Genomic DNA, 17279 nt, shown 5'->3' on the forward strand with positions numbered 1-17279 from the left:
CCGGGGGATCTACTCAGGAATTGCCACGCGGCGGTCGGCCGGCGTCCAGAGCACTCCAGGAGAAACGGCTCCGCACTCCCGCGCGCCACACCTCGTAGTCCGGCTCCGATCCGCCACCGGGCTCGACACGGTGGTCGTCGGCGATCCGTGCGGCATCGAGGACGTCCAGGCCCGTGAGCGCCCGCAACGCCTCCTCCGTGTACTCGGGCACGTGTCCCGAGAACGCCCGGGCCTTGGCCGCGAAGACGGCCCCCTGGAAGACGTGCGCCATGTCGGGTCCCGCGGCCTCCACCAGGCCGCGGAGATCGCCGGCTCCGGCTCCACCCGCGAACACGGCGGCGAGTCCGACCCCGCTCCAGAGGTCGGCCCGGCGCCGCCGCGCGAACCTCCCGACGGCGGAGGCGACCGCGTCGCAGCGGGCGCCGTGGACGAACCACAGGGCACGCCCCACTCCCTGGTCGAACGCCCGGGGAAAGTACTCGGGGGCTCCCTCCCACGGATAGGGACGGGGGAGGCGCTGTTCCCCGATCCAGCGCGGCGAGTCGAAGTAGGCCAGGTCGAAGCCGTAGCCGTCGACGGCCAGCCAGCTCATGGTCGGGTGGTAGGGGTTGCCCGTGAGATCGGGCAGGATCTCCTTCCACAGCGGTCGGGGCAGACGGGCCATGGCGAAGCCGATGCCGATGTAGGAGAGGAAGGTGTGGGGGAGCGCGGGTCCGAGCATGAGCTCACGGGTCCGGTCGGAACGCCCGAGGGGGAGCACGTCCCGGATCGTGTGGGCCATGGTCACGCCCTCGCAGGCGAACCCGCGCAACTCCGGGGCGACCGTCGCGAGCCTGTGCTCGACCTCGCGCAGATCGCGCGTCCCGATGCCCCACTCGAAACCGCACACGACCGCCTCGGGGATCTTCTCCAGGTGACGGGCGGAGGGGGAGTCGCGACCGGGGAGGCCGAGGTGGTCGAAGCCGACGTGGGCCAACGGGGGCGACAGCAGCAACCTGCCGAGCGCGCCGGCGGGATGGAACCGGGCACCCATCTCAGGCCACGGTCTGACGGATGCAGGCGGACCGCGAGAACCTGCTCTCCACCGACACCGTGGGCTCGGCCAGGGTGACGGCGATGGGAGCGTCGGTCTCCTGGACCTCGCTGAGGGACAGGTGGACGTAGGTCCGAAGACCCCGTGCGATGTTCACCGGGTGTCGGGACGAGCCCATGAACATCCGTCCCGAACGGGCGCGGTCTCCCTTGGGGACCGCCAGGGCGATGACCACGTGCGGCCCGGTGGGGACGTCGGCGACCGTGAACTCGGCCCTTCCCTTGGCGGACAGGACCTCGTAGGCCACGGGGGCGCCCTGGGGGATCGCCTCGGGGAACACGGCGACGAGGACGTCGGTCTGTCCCGCCTCGTCGGGGAGGTCGATCGCCCCGCTGATGGAGTGGGAGGGACCCTCTGGACGCGTCCGCAGGCGTCTGGCCCGCCGCATCTCCTCGGCCGGGGGCAGGCACGAGTACTCGTGAGAGGCAACGACGAGCAGCTCCGCCACCTTCGGATCCCTGTACTGGGTGGGGGACATGCCCACCGCGCGCGTGAACCTGCTCGTGAAGGTGCCCACGCTGTTGTACCCCACGCTGCACACGATGTCGGAGACCGTGAGGGCGGTGGTGAGCAGAAGGCGCTTGGCCGCGAACAGGCGTACGGATGTCAGATACTTGCCAGGAGTGACGCCCACGGCGCGGGAGAAGACTCGGGAGAAGTGGTAAGGGCTGACGAAGACCTCGGCGGCGATCTCGTTGAGGGTGAGTGGGTCGCAGTACCGCTTGTGCATGGAGGCGACAGCTTGACGAACGGATCTATCCATCTTCTCCACGGAAATCTCCTCAGAACAGGAACAGCAGGGGTCTATCCTCTGGGATGATTAATCAAAGGGAGCACGGGCACCAGCACCGCAAAAACGCATGCCAAAGTGGCCACACCACCCAGGAAGTGCGACAACGAAATCCGATCAAGGCTTACAATGTGTTACCGAAAAGCAAATCACAACCCCCCACATCAAATCGAAGCATATGATCGCCATCCGGTTCGCTCACTCATCCCCATAACCAAGCAGAGGGCAAAGTTCTCCACGACTCCCTTCCCCCTTCCGCGTGAATCCACACCAGCTCCCCCCTCTTCGACGCTCTTCATCGTGCCACCCGGAAAGACGGCACTCATCTTCCAGATTGCGCCATGCAGAGACAAAAAGGACAGCTGAAGCCCTCATTTGATTACACACTCGGGCACTCTAAGCTTCCGGTTCGCTACATTCCGCGTTCAGGCAGCCTGCCGCATCCGCCCGCGAACCATTGACCACCAGGCAATTACTCTTCACCCGGCCATGGTTTAGCATTCAACTTCTACGCCGCACGAAACCCTCCCCCCGCGCGGCGGCAAACAATGCGTTACATCGCAACGACCGGAGATTACTTTGCGCAACATTCCTGTTGCCTGCGCCCGCGAGCCGACCAAAGGGACTGGGTTCACCACACCCTCCGTAATATTGAGACCGAAACACGGCTCCTGAGACAGACCGAAAAAAACCGCTGGTCACGAGTAGCCCGTACACCCGGGCTTGTACAAACTCACAAGTATGAGTCCTCGAAAGGCAGACCCCCACGCACGTGCCAACCTCATCGACACCGCTGCCCGGCTCCTGTCCTGTGAGGGCCCGCCGGCCCTGTCCACCCGCAGGATCGCCCAGGAGGCGGGCAGTTCCACGATGGCCGTGTACACCCACTTCGACGGCATCGGCGGCCTGGTGCACGCCATGGTCCACGAGGGTTTCGCCCGCCTCGAGGAGCACCTCACCCAGGTGGAGGCCACCGACGACCCCGTCTGCGATCTGGCCCTCCTCGGCCGCGCCTTCCGCCACAACGCCGTGCGCAACGCCCACCTGTACGCGGTCATGTTCGGGGGATGCTCCCTGGCGGGCTTCACCCTCTCGGAGGACGACCGGCAGCACGGTCGCTACACACTGCGCAACGTGACCGCGTGCGTGGCCCGCTGCCTCGGGGCCGAACGCTTCGATCCGGCCGACCCGGAACTGATCGCCCACCGGCTGTGGAGCGCGGTGCACGGGCTGGCCACGCTCGAACTCGGCTCCTACCTCGTCCCTCCCTACGACGCCGACCTGTGCTTCGAGGACCAGCTCGTGTCGCTGATGGTCGGGTGCGGGGATTCCGCGGACGCGGCCCGGGCCTCGGTGGCCGCGTCCGCGGAGCGCCTCTCCTCTCTGTGGCCCCCCGAGACGGGTGGGGACTGAGCGGTGGGGCGCGGCCCGGTCCGAAGAGCGGGGGACCGGGCCGCCCCGGGAGCTCAGAGCGGCACGTTCCCGTGCTTGCGCCGGGGAGGCTCCCTCCTCTTGTCCCGCAGGAGCGCGAGCCCGCGCGCCACCGCCGAGCGCGTGTCCGCCGGGTCGATCACGTCGTCGACGAACCCCTCCTCCGGAGCCCGGTACGGGTACATCAGGCGCTCCCGGTAGTCGGCGATGAGCTCCGCCCTCCGCGCCTCCGGGTCGGCCGCGGCCCGCAGCTCCCTGCGGTGGACCACGTTCACCGCGCCCTCCGCCCCCATCACCGCGATCTCGTTGCCGGGCCAGACCAGTGACAGGTCCGTGCCTATGGAACGGGAGTCCATCACGATGTAGGCGCCCCCGTAGGCCTTGCGCAGGATCACCTGGACGCGCGGAACCGTCGCCTCGCAGTAGGCGTAGAGCAGCTTCGCCCCGTGCCGGATCACGCCCGCGTGCTCCTGGCCGGTCCCCGGGAGGAAACCGGGAACGTCCACCAGGGTCACGATGGGGATGTTGAACGCGTCGCAGAAGCGGACGAAGCGCGCCGCCTTCTGTGATGCGTCGCTGTCCAGCACGCCGGCCAGGACCATCGGCTGGTTGCCGACGACGCCGACCACGGCACCGTCCACGCGGGTGAGGGCGCACAGGACGTTGGGCGCCCACCCCTCGTGCACCTCCAGGAAGTCGCCGTCGTCCGCCAGTTCGGCGACGACCTCGCGCATGTCGTAGGGCTTGTTCGGCTCCACGGGGACGATCTCGGCCAGGCGGGGGCGCGGGTCCGCGTCCGCCCCGGTCGGTGGTGTGTCGGGAGGGGAGGCCAGGTTGTTGTCGGGCAGGAGCGAGACGAGGTGGCGCACGTCCTCCAGGCACTCCTCCTCGTCGTCGCGGACGAAGGCGGCCACACCGGTGCGCCCGCCGTGCACGTCCGCGCCTCCGAGTTCCTCGTGCCCCACCCGTTCGCCGCTCACCGCGGCGATCACGTCGGGACCGGTCAGGTACATCCTGGCCGAGCCGCGGACCATGAACGTGAAGTCCGCGAGCGCGGGCGAGTAGGCGGCGCCGCCCGCGCACGGTCCGAGGATCACGCTGATCTGGGGGATCACCCCGGACGCGGCCACCTGGCGGCGGAAGATCCCCCCGTAGCCGTCCAGGGCCGCCACGCCCTCCTGGATACGGGCCCCGCCGCTGTCGTTGAGGCCGATGATCGGCGCCCCGCCGTCCAACGCCAGGTCCATGACCCGGTGGATCTTCCTGGCGTGCTCGGCGCCGAGGGACCCGCCGAGGATGGTGAAGTCCTGGGCGTAGACGAACACGCGCCGGCCGTCGATCGTGCCGGTGCCGGTGACCACGCCGTCGGTGTGCGGGCGCCGCCCCTCGGTGGCGGGGCCCTCGTCCCTGCGGCGGCGGAACACGCCGAGCTCCACGAAGGAGCCCTCGTCCAGGAGCAGGGCCAGCCGCTCCCGAGCCGTGAGCTTGCCCAGGCCGTGCTGGCGTTCTATCCCGGTGGGATCCCCCGCCTCGGTCAGGCCGCGCAGGGTGTCCCGCTCGCGTCGCAGCGACGCCATGGTGCGGGCCCGCGGGGCCTGTGGCCGCGCCGTGCGGGGCACGGCCACAGGACGCAGGTCCGCCTCGGAGGCGCTCATCCCGCGCTCACCGTCCCGCCCGGACCGGTGGCGGTCGCGGAGCCGTCGGCGAGCCCGTGGAAGGAGCCCCCGTGGAACAGCAGCGCGGAGCGCTCGGCCCCCGGTACCGCGTCCAGCACCCGTCCGACGAAGATCGAGTGGTCGCCGGCCACGTGCTCCTCCGTCACCTCGCACTCCAGCCAGGCCAGCGCGTCGGAGATCAGGGGCGCTCCCGTCCGGGGCCCGGGCAGCCAGTCCACCGACGCGAACTGCTCGTGCCCGTACGGCCGGGAGCGGTCGGCGAAGTAGCGCGCGGCCCCCTCCTGTTCCGCGCACAGGACCGACACCGCGAAGTGCCCCTCGGCCGCGACCGCCTTGTGCAGCCGGGCCGTTCCCGAGACGCAGCACAGCACCAGGGGCGGGTCCAGCGACACCGAGCAGAAGGCGTTGGCCGTCATGCCGTGGGGGTTGGCTCCGCCGACGGTGATCACGGTGACCCCGGTCGCGAACGTGGACATCACCTGTCGCAGGGACTCCATGTCAACCACCCGCCGCTCGTACCGGGGCGCGGCCGCCCGCGGCCGCTCCGTCCACGGCGTACGCCGCGAGCGCCTCGCGCAGCTCCTCCGGAACGCGGGCGGGCACCGTGGCCGTGTTGGGGCCGCGCATGCAGGCGATGCGCTGCATGCCGCGCGCCACGAGCGCCTCCGTCTCCCCTCCCAGACGCACGTAGTCGAAGGAGAACTGCACCTGGGTCTGGGTCAGCTCCTCCAGGCGCATCCGCACGGAGAGCTCGTCGAAGGCCGTGATCTCGGCGAAGAACTCGCAGTCCACCTTGAGCGTGAACAGCTTCAGGTCCCCGCGCACGTCCTCCAGGACGCCTGGGGCCCGTTCCTTGAGGAACATCTCCCGGCAGCGCCCCTGCCAGCGCAGGTAGTTGACGTAGTAGACGTTGCCCACCAGGTTCGTCTCCTCGAAACCGACGATGTGGCGGAGCTCGTAGTAGTCGGACATCACCTCTCCTCTCCGGACAGGACCGCGAACACCACCGGATCGGGGTTCGCGTTCAGCGTGGTCGTCCAGGTGGCGACACGGGCGTCTCCGGAGGAGAGGACCACCCACCCGTGGGGGCGTACCTCCTCCAGGGTCAGGGAGCGACCGGTGCCCCCCGACTTGCGCAGGCACTCCAGTGCGCTCCACAGACGCGTCGCCGCGACGTGCGCGGACTCCCCCGCCTGCTCGGCGACCAGATCGCGCACGGACACGAGCCCGCGGCCGAGCAGGCCGCTCCACTCCTCCTCCGAGCGCTCGGCCACGGCCTCCACGTCGCAGGCGATCCGTCCCGCGCCCGCGACCGCCAGCGTCACCCCCGCTCCGTGCGAGGCCGACACCGGCGACTCCTCGGCCTCCGGGCGCCCGTCCGGACGGTGGCGCACGCGGACGGGCCGGTTCAGGGCCCGGCTGACCGCGAGCTCGGTCCTCGCCCTCCGCTCCTCGGTGTCCCCGGCGGGGCCGGAGGACGGGTCGGGGTCGACGACCACGGCCCTGGAGCCGCCCAGCACCTGCTCCAGCTCACGCTCCAGGTGCGATCCCAGCAGCGCGGGTACCCACGGGCCGGCGCCGCCGCTCCTGCGCACCGCCCTGAGCCGCAGGCCCTCCCAGCGCTCCACCAGCGCCCCGGAGGAGTCCCGCACGTCGACGTCGTAGACGTAGGAGTCCCCGTCCTGTGAGCGCTCGCGCGCGTCGAGCAGCACGCAGTCGGCCTCCTGGTCCTCGGCCCGGGCCAGGACGATCCGGTCCACCCCCTCGGGCAGCAGGGTCCCGTCCGGGACACAGGCCTGGAGGACGTGCATGGCGGCGTCGCGCACCCCCGGATCCGCCAGGACCCTCTCCTGGGGAAGGAAGGCCCCGAACCAGTCCGCCGGAGCGACGGTGGACAGCTCCGCGACCACGTGGCGCGCGCTCACCCTCCGGTAGGCCAGCAACCGCTGGAACCGCTTGCCCTGGAAGAGGACGCTCCCGTACAGCTCGCCGGGGTCGATCGGCACCCGGGGCAGCGATGTGGTCGCGTCCGCCACCGCGGGGCGCTCCTCCTCGGGACCGGTACCCCGCCAGCTCAGGACGGCGCGGAAGTGGTCCGCGTCGTACCCCGTCTCCTCGCTGCGGACGACGACCTCCACCGTCTCGCCGTCGCGCACCAGCGCGGCCACGCGGATGGTGGTCGTCTCTCCGGGGCGGACGGCCACCGGGCGCAGGAAGCGTCCCCGTTCCAGTACGGGAGGACCGTCGTGCCCGCTCACGGCCGCCGCGACCTGGGCCATGGCCTCCATGCCGACCACCGCGGGGAAGAGCATGTCGCCGTCCAGCAGGTGGTCGTCCAGGTAGGGGTCGTCGGTCGAGGACAGGACGGCCTCGGTGACCAGCTCGACCCCGGGGTAGTGCACGAGGACCCGGTCGAGGAAGCGGCCCAGGGGGAGTTCGTGCTCCTCCGTGGTGAGCGTCGGCATGCCGCCGGTACGGCCGCTGACGACCAGCACGGGGCCGGCGGAGGGGTCACGGAGCACCTGGTGGAGGACGTCGATCCCCTCCTCGGCGGAGACGGGGGTGATGCCGTCGCGCATCAGCGCCTCCACCACGCCGAGCCGCTCCCCCATACCGGCGCCGGACCACACCGACCACTCCAGGGCCAGGACCCGCGTGTGCGGGTGCTCCCGCCCGTACTCGACCGTCATCTCGGTGAGCCAGTCGTTGGCGGTGGAGTAGTGCGCCTCACCGCGCAGCCCGGCCCGGCCGATGATGCTGCCGAAGGTGACCAGCAGGCGCAGCCGCGCGGGGTCGAGCGCGCCGAGGACGGTCTCCAGGCCGTCGGTCTTGGGCGCGAGCGTGCGCCGGAAGGCCGGCTCGGTCAGCGTTCCCACGGCGGTCGGCTCGTTGCGGCCGGCGCCGTGCAGCACCGCGGTGACGGGCCCCAGTCCCTCCTGGAGGGCGCCCACCGCCCGCAGGACCTCCTCGGGGCGGGTCACGTCGGCCCGCTCGTACCGGTGGCGGACCCCGGCCGCCGACATCCTCTCCAGGTTCGCGGCCAGCTCGGCGTCCTCCTCCTCGGACGCGCGGCCGAGGAGGGCGAGCCCGACGCCGTACTCCGTGGCCAGGGACAGGGCGCACTCGGCGGTGATGCCCTTTCCGCCACCGGTGACCAGGAGCACGTCGTCCGGTCCGAGGGGAGCCTCGCCGTCGTCCGGCCGTCCGGGGAGCGTGGCCCGCAGGACGGGGACCGTGCGGCGCCCCTCCGCGTCGTAGCGCGCCTCCGCGAACCCGGACGTGGCCGCGACCTCGGCGACCACCCGTCGCACGGCCTCCTCCCGCGCCCCCCCGGTGGCGGGCTCCGGGTCGTGCAGGGTGACCAGGGTGGTGGTCACGCCGGGCAGCTCCTGGTGGAGCGTCCTGGCGACCCCCGAGGCACCGCGCCTGCCCTGGACCACGACGAACCGGCCCTCGGGTCCGGCGGCCAACGCGGCGCGCGCCGCGTCCAGGAACGTTCCCACGAGGTGCGCCCCGCCGTCGGCGGGGAGGCAGAGGAGGACGCCGCCGCCGTGGTCGGAGAGCGCCTCGCGCAGCGGTTCGGCCAGGGGGTGCCCGGGTGAGGCGTAGACGCTCCACCCGTCCTGGCCGCGGCCGGCGGTCTCGGCGGGCCTGGGCCGGGGAGGCGGGGCGTCGACGTGGGCGACCTCGAAGGCGCGCACCCACGGAGCCGCACCCGGCGCCTCCCCCGCGGCCTCCCCGCCGTCGGCGGTCCGCGCCAGCGTGTCGATGGTCTCGGCCAGCTCCCCCAGGCTGGAGGTCGCGTACCCCGAGGTCGCCCCCATCGGGGGCAGGCCCAGGCGCCGGGTGACCTCGTTGACGATCTGGCCGACCGTGATGGAGCTCAGGTGGAGGTCGTCCAGGGGCCGCGTGTCCGGTCCCACCATGGACACGGGGAGTTCGACGCGTTCGGCGGAGAGCGCGCGCAGGAGCTCCAGCGTGTCGGCGGTCTCCTCCCCTCCGGCCGCTCCCTCCTCGGGGGCCGCGGGCGCGGGACTCCTGCCGTCGGTCCGCCCCACCTCCACGCTGGGGGCGGTCTCACAGGGGCTCGCCAGGAACTCGAACTCGTCCGGCAGCTCCCGGACGAGCCGCCCGGTGAAGAGCGCCCGCACGTCCACGGGCGCGCCGAGGGCGTAGGCGGCGGCGACCGCCCTGAGGAAGGGGACCAGCGAGGTGGAGTCCGTGTCCACGGCCACGGCCGGGACGTCCGGGACGGCGGCGGCCGCGAGTCCGGTGAGCACGCGTCCCGGTCCCACCTCGACGAGGAGGTCCGCTCCCTCCGCCGCACGGACGACGGCCTCGTGGAAACGCACCGGGAGCACGATCTGTTCGCGCAGGAGCGCACGCGTGTCGGTGTCGGCGTCGAGGGGAGCTCCGGTCACCGTGGAGACCACACCGGTCGACAGCGGCGCGAACCGGACCCCGTCGAGCCGCCTGCCGAACTCCTCGGTGGCGGGGGCGACCAGCGGGGAGTGGAAGGCGTGCGAGACGTTCACGCGCGTGGCGGTGATCCCCTCGGCGCGCGCCCTCCGGCAGACCCTCTCCACGGCCTCCGCGGAACCGGAGACGACGGTCTGCTCGGGCCCGTTGTATCCGGCGACGACCAGTTCGGCCTCGTCCGCGACCAGTGCCTCCACCCGTTCGGGTGAGGCCGCCAGCCCGGCCATGGCACCGTCGCCGCCCCCCGTCTCGGCCATCGCGCGGCCCCGTGCGGCGGCGAGGTCGAGGATCCCGGCGGCGTCGATCGCGCCCGCCCAGTGCAGGGCGGTCAGCTCGCCGAGGCTGTGGCCGACGGCCCCGTCCGCCCGCACGCCGATGTCGTCCAGCACGGCCAGGGCCGCCAGCGAACCGGCCACGATGCGCGGCTGGGCGATCTCGGTGGCCGCCTGGTCCCCGTCCTCACGCAGCCGGGCGGAGGCCAGCACCTCGTCGGCCCGGCCGAACCGACGGCGGAGGGCACCGGGCCCGCCGTCGCCCGAGCCCTGCCCGGGGAAGAGGTAGCGGATGGTGGGCGGGGTGGAGCGGTGCGCGAGGAAGATCCCCCGCGCCGGGGAGAGGACCTCCCGCTCGCCCGCGTCGATCCGTGTGATCAGCGCGCGTACCGCGTCCGCGGCGGCCTCGGGCGAGGAGGCGACGACGGCGGCGCGCGCGGGCCCCCCACCGGTCCGCCCGGCGAGTGTGTGCGCCAGGTCGGTGAGCTCGGCGTAGGAGAGGCGCGGCAGGATCTCCGAGAGCTCCTCCAGCCGCCGGCGCACGTCGGCGGTGTCACCGCCCTCCACGACCAGCAGTTCGGCGTCCTGGCGGCCGGACACCAGCTCGCGGGTGTGGGCCGTGATCCCGGGCCCCCCGCGGTCGGCCGCCGTCTCCACGGTGACGTGGGTGTTGACGCCGCCGAACCCCATGGCCGAGACCCCGGCTCGCACGGGGCGGTCCTCGGGCCACGGCAGCGCGCGGTCCGGCACGTACAGCGCCGCCGACTCCTCCTCCAGCAGCGGGTGCGGGTCGTGGTGCCCGGTGCCGGGCGGAATGACCTGGTGGTACACGGTGAGGATCGCCTTGATCAGCCCGGCGACGCCCGCCGCGGCCTTGGTGTGGCCGAAGTTGGCCTTCACCGAGCCGAGGGCCGCCGGAGGGGCGGAGGGATCGGCGGCACTCCTGGCACCGGAGAGCGCGGCCAGCTCGGTCGCGTCGCCCAGCGCGGTGCCGGTGCCGTGGCCCTCGAAGTAGCCGACCGTCTCGATCCCGTACCCGGCACGCGCGTAGGCCCGCTCCAGCGCGAGCCGGTGTCCGCTCTCCTCGGGCCGGGTGATCCCGCCCCTGCCGTCGGAGGAGACCGCCCAGCCCGTGATCACGGCGTAGACGCGCTTGCCCTGGGCGATCGCGTCCTCCTCCCGCATGAGCACGAGCGCCCCGGAGCCCTCCCCCGGCCAGAAACCGTTGGAGTCCTTGTCGTAGACCTTCATCTCACCGGTGGCCAGGGCCCCGGTCTTGGCGAAGCCGATCACCTCGAAGGGGTCGATGGACAGGTCGACCCCGCCGGCGAGCGCGGCGTCGAGGTCCCCCTCCGCCAGGGCGGTAGCGGCCGTGGCGACCGACAGCAGGGAGGACGAGCAGGCGCCGTCGACCGTGTAGCCGCCGCCGCCCAGGTCGAAGTGGTTGCAGACCCGGCCCGCGATGGTGTTGGACAGGCCTCCGGCGAGAGTGTCCTCGTCGATGCGCGGGAAGGGCGCCTTGTAGGACTCCTCCAGGTCGGACAGGAAGGCGTCGGCCTCCTCCTCCCCCCAGCCGTGGTCGAGCAGCGCCGAGGCGACCGTCCTGCGCACGTAGGGCCAGCGCAGCCGCATCGTGTTGGCCCGGGAGAACTCGCCCGTGAGGCTGTTGCCGATGACCACTCCCGTGGAGCGCCGCGGCAGCCCCTCACCCTCGGGGAAACCGGCGTCCTCCAAGGCCCGGGACATCGTGTCGAGAGCGAGCCAGTGCGTCATATCCGTCGAACGGAAAGAGCTCCCGGACACCCGGTAGCGCACCCGGTCGAATGAGAATCCACGCAGCACCGCGGCCTTGTCCGAATAGAATCGGTCTTCCGCGGACGGGTCCTGGGACCAGTAGTCGTCCAGGTTCATGCGCTCGTTCGGGAGCCGACGGAACGCCCTCCTGCCAGCGAGGACGTTATCCCAAAGATCCAGAGGGGAGTCTGCGTCCGGATAGCGCAGACCGATTCCCACGACAGCAATTCTGGTGTTTTTCATACCCCACCCACACACGATTTCAAGGAATGGCGATATCCGCCAGGAATCCCAGAACAATCATGCGTGAGCCGGAGCCCTCTGTCTTCTCCGTTAGTGCGCCCCCGGGCAGCCCCTATTCCATAACAGCGTGATAATTGCTATGGGTCGGGACTACACGCAGGCCATTCCGTCCTCGGGCACCGCGAGGTCGATCAGGTAGGCGTCCACGATCTCGTCGATGCACTGGTCGCCCCTCCGGTAGCCGGTGTGGCCGTCGCCGTCCCGCGTCAGCAGGAAACCCGACTCCAGCTGCTCGGCGAGCGCCTCGGACCACGCGTACGGGGTGGCCGAGTCCCGTGTGGTGCCCAGCACCATGATGGGGTCGGCCCCCGCTCCGTCGAGCTCGGTGGAGGGGGCCACCGCCTCCTTCGGCCAGTACGCGCACGGCAGCGCTCCCCACGCCAGCGTGGGGCCGAAGATCGGTGCCTCCTCGGCGGCCTCGGCCGCGGCGTCGGCGTAGGCCTGCACGTCGCGCGGACTGGGCGAGTCGGAGCAGTTCACCGCGATGAGCGCCGCCGTGGAGTTCTCGTAGGCGGCCGTGTCCTCACGCTTGTACAGGAGGTCGGCGAGCTGCATCAGCTCGGTGCCGTCGCCGTCCTCCATCGCGGCGGTGAGGCCCTCGCGCACGCGCGGCCACAGGGTCTCGGAGTACAGGGCCGCGAGTACGCCCAGCTCCGCGCGGGCCCGGTTGAGCTCGCGGTCGTCCCCGCTGTTGGGCAGGGGCTCCTCGGCCGTGTCCGCCAGGAATCCGGCCAGCGCCTCGACGCCGTCGTCCACGCTGTCGCCGGAACCGCCGAGGGGGCAGTCCGTGCGGCCGAGGCAGTCCTCCACGAAGGACCTCAGGGCGGTCCTGAACCCGGCCGCTTGCTGCACACCCAGTTCGAGCTGGTCCTGGCTGGGGTCCATGGCACCGTCGAGCACCAGCGCGCGCACCCGGTCGGGGAACTGCTCGGCGTACTGGGCGCCGATGTGGGTGCCGTAGGAGGCGCCCAGGTAGGTGAGCTGCTCGTCGCCGAGCAGGCCGCGCAGGATGTCCATGTCGCGGGCGACGTTGGCGGTGCCCATGTGCAGCATGAGCTCGGGGGCGTTGGCCTTGCAGGCCTCGACGAAGCCGCGGCTGTCCTCCTGCAACTCCCGCAGCTCCGCGTCGGTCACCTCGGCCATGTCGCCGTCACCCTCGACGGCGTCCACCCCGCCGAGGAACTCGTCGATTCCCTCCGCGTCCAGGCAGGTCAGCGGTGAGCTGCGCCCGACCCCGCGCGGGTCGAACCCGACCACGTCGAACCTGTCGCGCACCGCGTTGCTGACGGCGTAGGGGGCGTGGTCGGCGAGGTCGTACCCGGATCCGCCGGGACCGCCGGGGTTGACCACCAGGGAGCCGAGGGCGTCGGCGCTCTTGGCGGGGAACCGCTTGACCGCGATCTCGATCCGCTCACCCCCGGGGGCCCCGTAGTCCAGGGGCACCTCGTAGGTCGCGCACTCGGTGCCGGGCATGCTGCCGCTGTCGCACTCGCCCCAGTCGAGCTCCTGGCCGGTGAAGCCGGCCAGCGCGTCCGCGGTCTCGGGGGCCTCCTCCTCTGCCGAAGACCCCTCCGGGTCCGCCGTGCACGCCGTCGCCAGCAGCACGGCCCCGGCGAGCACGGCCGCCCACGATCCCCGAACCCTCGTTCCCACCGGCGTCCGCCCTCCTGTTAGGCCGACCCTGGTCGGCGCATACGTCAACGCCGCACCATTGTCCACCACCGGCGCCGTCCCCGCCGCCTATCCGGCCAGGAGGGCGGAGGTCATGGCCTCCATGGCGATCTGGGGGTGCACGTTCGCGGCGATGCGCTCGCGGCACTCCATGATGGCGTCGATCCGGCGCAGCGTGGACTCGGGGGTCCCGGCGCGCGCGACGCGCTCCAGGTCGCCCGAGCGCTCGGCCGTGGACAGTTCCACCCGCGCCCCGAGCTGCAGGGTGAGCACGTCCCGGTAGAAGGCGGCCAGATCGAGCAGGGCGCGGTCGTAGGAGTCGCGCTTGGTCCGGGTCGCCCTGCGCTTTTGCCGCTCCTCCAGCTCCTTCATCGCGCCCGCGGAGCCGCGCACCGCCTTGGCCACGCCCTTGCCCGTGGAGCCCTCGCCGAACGCGGCTCTGAGCTGCGCCCTCTCCTTCTCGTCGAGTGCCGTGGTGAGGGCCTTGGACTCCTCCTCGGCGATCTCGTAGAGCCGCGCGGCGAAGGTGACGCACGCGCCGAGCCCGTCGAGCCGGGCCGGGATGGACAGCACCTCCTCCCGGCGCCTGCGCGCTTCGGGGTCGGTGGCCAGCTGACGGGCCCGGTCGATCCGCCCGGCGGCGGCGACCGCGGCCGCGCGGGCGGTGTCGGCGTCGATCCCGTCGCGCCGGACGAGGGCCTCCGCCAGCTCCCGGGTGCCGGGAGTGGTCAGGGTGACCAGGCGGCAGCGGGAGCGGATGGTGACGAGCATGTCCTCGGGGGCGGGGGTGCACAGCAGCCACACCGTGCGCGGGGAGGGTTCCTCCACCGCCTTGAGCAGGGCGTTGGAGGCGGCCTCGGTGGCGCGGTCGGCGTCCTCGAACAGGACGATCCGGAACCGCCCGCCGGAGGGCTTGGAGCCCGCGCGGAGTACGAGGTCGCGGGTGGCGGCCACACCGAAGCTCAGACCGCTGGGCCGCACGTACAGCATGTCGGGGTGGGTTCCCGCGAGGGTCTGGTGACAGGAGTCGCAGTGCCCGCAGCCGCCGTCGGCGCACTGGAGGGCCGCGGCGAAGGCCCGCGCGGCCTCCGCGCGCCCGGAGCCGGGCGGCCCGGTGAACAGCCAGGCGTGCGTCATCCCGGCGCCCCGGCCGCCGGAGACGAGGTCGGCCGCACCGGCCACGGCCCGCCGGAGCTGGCCCACCGCGCCCTGCTGGCCGACGAGGTCGTCGAAGACCGTCACTCTTCCCCCCGGGACGAACCACCGCTGATGTTGAACCTCCAGGATAGGAGCCGGCACCGACGCGCGGGCCCTCGTCCACAGGCCCGTCCCCGCCCCGGGACACCGAGGGACTCCCTCCCCTGATGGGAGGGAACCCCTCTCGTGTTCGGCGCCGCTCAGTCGTTCCTGATCACCGGGATCATGCCGGTGACCTCCTCCGCGCTGCTCGGGACCGGGTCCGGCAGCAGGGAGCGCACCCGGCGCTGGATCTCGCGGGTGGTCCTCTCCTTCGGTTCGCGCGCGTCGAGCACCAGGTAGCGCTCGGGGTCGGCCTTGGCCAGCTCCAGGAAGCCCTTGCGGACCCGGGCGTGGAACTCCGCCGACTCGCCCTCGATGCGGTCGGCGGGGCCGCCCAGGCGGGACAGGCCGTCCTCGGGGCGCACGTCCAGCAGCACCGTCAGGTCCGGTACCAGGCCCTGCGTGGCCCAGGCGCTGATGTCGCGGACCTCGTCCACCGACAGGTCCCGGCCGGCGCCCTGGTAGGCGAGCAGCGAGTCCACGTAGCGGTCGCTGATGACGACCGCGCCGCGCCGCAGCGCCGGCAGGATCTCCTGCTCGACGTGGTCGGCCTTGTCGGCCGCGTACAGCAGCACCTCGGCGCGCGGGGTGATGTGCGAGTTCTCCCGGTCCAGGAGCAGGCCGCGCAGGCGCATACCGAGCTTGGTCGCGCCCGGCTGGCGGGTGCCGACCACGTCGAAGCCCTGGTCGCGCAGCCACACCGTCAGCTCGCGCACCTGGGTGGACTTGCCCGCGCCCTCGCCACCCTCGATGACGATGAACGCGCCGCCGGGCCCGGCCTCCTCCTCTTCCTCCTCCTTGAGCGCGACGCCGCGCAGCGCCGCGAACAGCTCGGGAAGCAGGCCGGGTCCGGCCTCGGAGTCGTCCTTGCGGTTCATCTGGCGGTAGCAGACCAGGGCCACCCCGATGGCGAGCAGACCCGAGGCCATCAGCACGACACCGCTGCCGCGCAGGTCGTAGGTGAGCGGGCCGAGCGGGACGGAGTAGCTGCCGATGAACCCTGCGGCCAGGGGGGCGATCGCGGTCGCGCCCACCAGGGCGATGCGGGCGGCACCGTGCAGGAAGGCGAAGGTGCGGCCCCGGTACTCGTCCTCGACCTCGTGGCCGAGCATGGTCAGGCCGATCACCCAGGCGATGCCGGCGCCCACGCCGAGCAGGGCGGTGAGGACGGCGGTGAGCACCATGTCGGCGACGGCTCCCGCGAACAGCAGGGCCAGGCCGGCGAGGGCGAGGCTCAGGCCGAACAGGCGCCTGCGGCTGAACTGCTTGAGCACCCGGGGCCCGGCGAGCATGCCCAGGGCCATGCCCGCGAAGACCGCGGCGAAGACCACGCCGAAGCCGGCGTTGCCCGCGCCCAGTCCCTCGACGTGGAGGCGGCCCACACCGATGACGGCGCCCCCGGCGGCGAAGGCGCCGAGCATGCCCAGGATCAGGCCGCGCACGAGCGGTGTGCCGCCCGCGTAGCGCCAGCCGGTCCACACCGAGCGCAGGATGCCGCTGTCGCGGGTGTCGCTGACGCTGTCCTTGGACGGCTTGTGCTTGGGGACCGGCAGCCCGGCGACGACGACCGCCGCGACGAGGAAGGTCAGACCGTTGAGGTAGAGGGCGACGTCCGCCTCGGGGCTGGCCATCGAGGGCAGCACCGCGCCGAGCACGTTGCTGGCGGAGGCGAGCGCGGCGAACAGCAGCGCCGCGACGGGGGCGGTGCCGTAGGTGGTGAGCAGGCTCAGCTGGTTGGCCTGCTCCAGCAGCTTGCGGGGCACCAGGTTGGGGACCGTGGCGTCCTTGGCCGGCGCCCAGAACAGGGCGACGATCTCGGCCAGGAGGTTGGCGATGAGCAGCCACTCCAGCGCGAACCCGGGAAGGAGGAGGCCCGCGAGGGGGATGGAGACGTACAGGAGGGCGCGCAGGACGTCCCCGGCCACCATCGTCCACTTGCGGTCGAGGCGATCGGCGACCACCCCGGCCAGCGGGCTCAGCAGGATCGACGGGGCGAGCTTGATCACCACGACGCCGCTGACGGCCAGGTACTGGACGAGCTGGGAACTCTCGGCGGTGAAGATCGCCGCCAGGGACATCAGGGCCAGCAGGCTCAGCCAGTCACCAAGGCTGGAGAGGGTAAGCGAGATCCACAGCCTTCGGAAGGGTGTGATCGCGAGGACGTTCCGCGCCTCGGACGGCGCTCCCAGTGGTGCAGATCTGCTCATAGCGCTCAAGATTATTCGGTGAGGGGAAGGGGAACGACGGACCGCGGGTCCGCCTCAGATTCGGTGGGTACCTCTGGGGCCACACACGTTTCCGCATCCCCATCAGTTCCACCAAGCGTAGTACGGAAGATGCCTTCCGAACAGGGTGGGAGCACGCCCACGCAGGGTGAGGAGGGAAGGCGGCGCTCACCCGGGTACGCCCCGTCGGGGCCGTACCCGGGTGAGCCTACGCGTGAAGGGGGCGGGCGGCGAACCCGCGGACCC

Annotated in this window: 10 protein-coding genes; 1 reads left to right on the forward strand and 9 read right to left on the reverse strand. The window is 72.2% G+C overall.

The annotated features are described in order from the left end of the window. Positions 1-13 precede the first annotated feature (13 nt). Both A6A08_RS01480 and A6A08_RS01485 read right to left on the reverse strand, forming a co-directional pair. A complete protein-coding gene (locus tag A6A08_RS01480) occupies positions 14-1033 on the reverse strand; it encodes a DUF1702 family protein (RefSeq protein WP_073700663.1) in 1020 nt (339 codons plus the stop codon). Between the two features lies 1 nt (position 1034). After that, the gene (locus A6A08_RS01485; protein ID WP_073701050.1) at positions 1035-1856 is read right to left on the reverse strand and encodes a helix-turn-helix transcriptional regulator; all 822 of its coding nucleotides are present in this window, start codon (positions 1854-1856) and stop codon (positions 1035-1037) included. A 768-nt stretch (positions 1857-2624) separates the two neighbouring features. Here A6A08_RS01485 and A6A08_RS01490 point away from each other — a divergent pair. Then, positions 2625-3296, forward strand: coding sequence for a TetR/AcrR family transcriptional regulator (locus A6A08_RS01490; RefSeq protein ID WP_073700664.1), 672 nt, complete (start codon positions 2625-2627; stop codon positions 3294-3296). A 53-nt stretch (positions 3297-3349) separates the two neighbouring features. On the opposite strand, the gene A6A08_RS01495 is transcribed toward A6A08_RS01490, so the two are convergent. The 7 genes from A6A08_RS01495 to tmk form a co-directional block, all read right to left on the reverse strand. Further along, entirely contained in the window at positions 3350-4969 is a 1620-nt protein-coding gene (locus A6A08_RS01495) for an acyl-CoA carboxylase subunit beta (protein WP_073700665.1), read from the reverse strand. After that, the gene (locus A6A08_RS01500; RefSeq protein ID WP_073700666.1) at positions 4966-5487 is read right to left on the reverse strand and encodes a flavin reductase family protein; all 522 of its coding nucleotides are present in this window, start codon (positions 5485-5487) and stop codon (positions 4966-4968) included. Before A6A08_RS01500 ends, A6A08_RS01495 begins: the two co-directional genes overlap by 4 nt. Before the next feature lies 1 nt (position 5488). Then, positions 5489-5962 (reverse strand): thioesterase family protein, encoded by a 474-nt coding sequence (locus A6A08_RS01505; RefSeq protein ID WP_073700667.1) that lies wholly within the window; start codon positions 5960-5962, stop codon positions 5489-5491. Continuing rightward, positions 5962-11778, reverse strand: a complete 5817-nt coding sequence (locus tag A6A08_RS01510) for a type I polyketide synthase (RefSeq protein WP_073700668.1) — start codon at positions 11776-11778, stop codon at positions 5962-5964. Before A6A08_RS01510 ends, A6A08_RS01505 begins: the two co-directional genes overlap by 1 nt. Before the next feature lie 150 nt (positions 11779-11928). Beyond that, on the reverse strand, positions 11929-13491 hold the full coding sequence (locus A6A08_RS01515) for an alpha/beta hydrolase (protein ID WP_242422053.1): 1563 nt from the start codon (positions 13489-13491) through the stop codon (positions 11929-11931). A gap of 87 nt (positions 13492-13578) precedes the next feature. Beyond that, the gene (locus A6A08_RS01520; RefSeq protein WP_073700670.1) at positions 13579-14751 is read right to left on the reverse strand and encodes a DNA polymerase III subunit delta'; all 1173 of its coding nucleotides are present in this window, start codon (positions 14749-14751) and stop codon (positions 13579-13581) included. A 155-nt stretch (positions 14752-14906) separates the two neighbouring features. Then, positions 14907-17015, reverse strand: coding sequence for a dTMP kinase (gene tmk / locus A6A08_RS01525; protein WP_073700671.1), 2109 nt, complete (start codon positions 17013-17015; stop codon positions 14907-14909). Between the last annotated feature and the right edge of the window lie 264 nt (positions 17016-17279).

The sequence above is a fragment of the Nocardiopsis sp. TSRI0078 genome (assembly GCF_001905145.1).
Taxonomy (GTDB): Bacteria; Actinomycetota; Actinomycetes; order Streptosporangiales; family Streptosporangiaceae; genus Nocardiopsis.

Excerpts from the sequence above, each read along its gene's own strand:
- tmk (WP_073700671.1), bottom strand. The coding sequence starts at position 17,015 with ATGAGCAGATCTGCACCACTGGGAGCGCCGTCCGAGGCGCGGAACGTC.
- A6A08_RS01480 (WP_073700663.1), bottom strand. The coding sequence starts at position 1,033 with ATGGGTGCCCGGTTCCATCCCGCCGGCGCGCTCGGCAGGTTGCTGCTG.
- A6A08_RS01490 (WP_073700664.1), top strand. The coding sequence starts at position 2,625 with ATGAGTCCTCGAAAGGCAGACCCCCACGCACGTGCCAACCTCATCGAC.
- A6A08_RS01500 (WP_073700666.1), bottom strand. The coding sequence starts at position 5,487 with ATGGAGTCCCTGCGACAGGTGATGTCCACGTTCGCGACCGGGGTCACC.
- A6A08_RS01510 (WP_073700668.1), bottom strand. The coding sequence starts at position 11,778 with ATGAAAAACACCAGAATTGCTGTCGTGGGAATCGGTCTGCGCTATCCG.
- A6A08_RS01505 (WP_073700667.1), bottom strand. The coding sequence starts at position 5,962 with ATGTCCGACTACTACGAGCTCCGCCACATCGTCGGTTTCGAGGAGACG.
- A6A08_RS01495 (WP_073700665.1), bottom strand. The coding sequence starts at position 4,969 with ATGAGCGCCTCCGAGGCGGACCTGCGTCCTGTGGCCGTGCCCCGCACG.
- A6A08_RS01485 (WP_073701050.1), bottom strand. The coding sequence starts at position 1,856 with ATGGATAGATCCGTTCGTCAAGCTGTCGCCTCCATGCACAAGCGGTAC.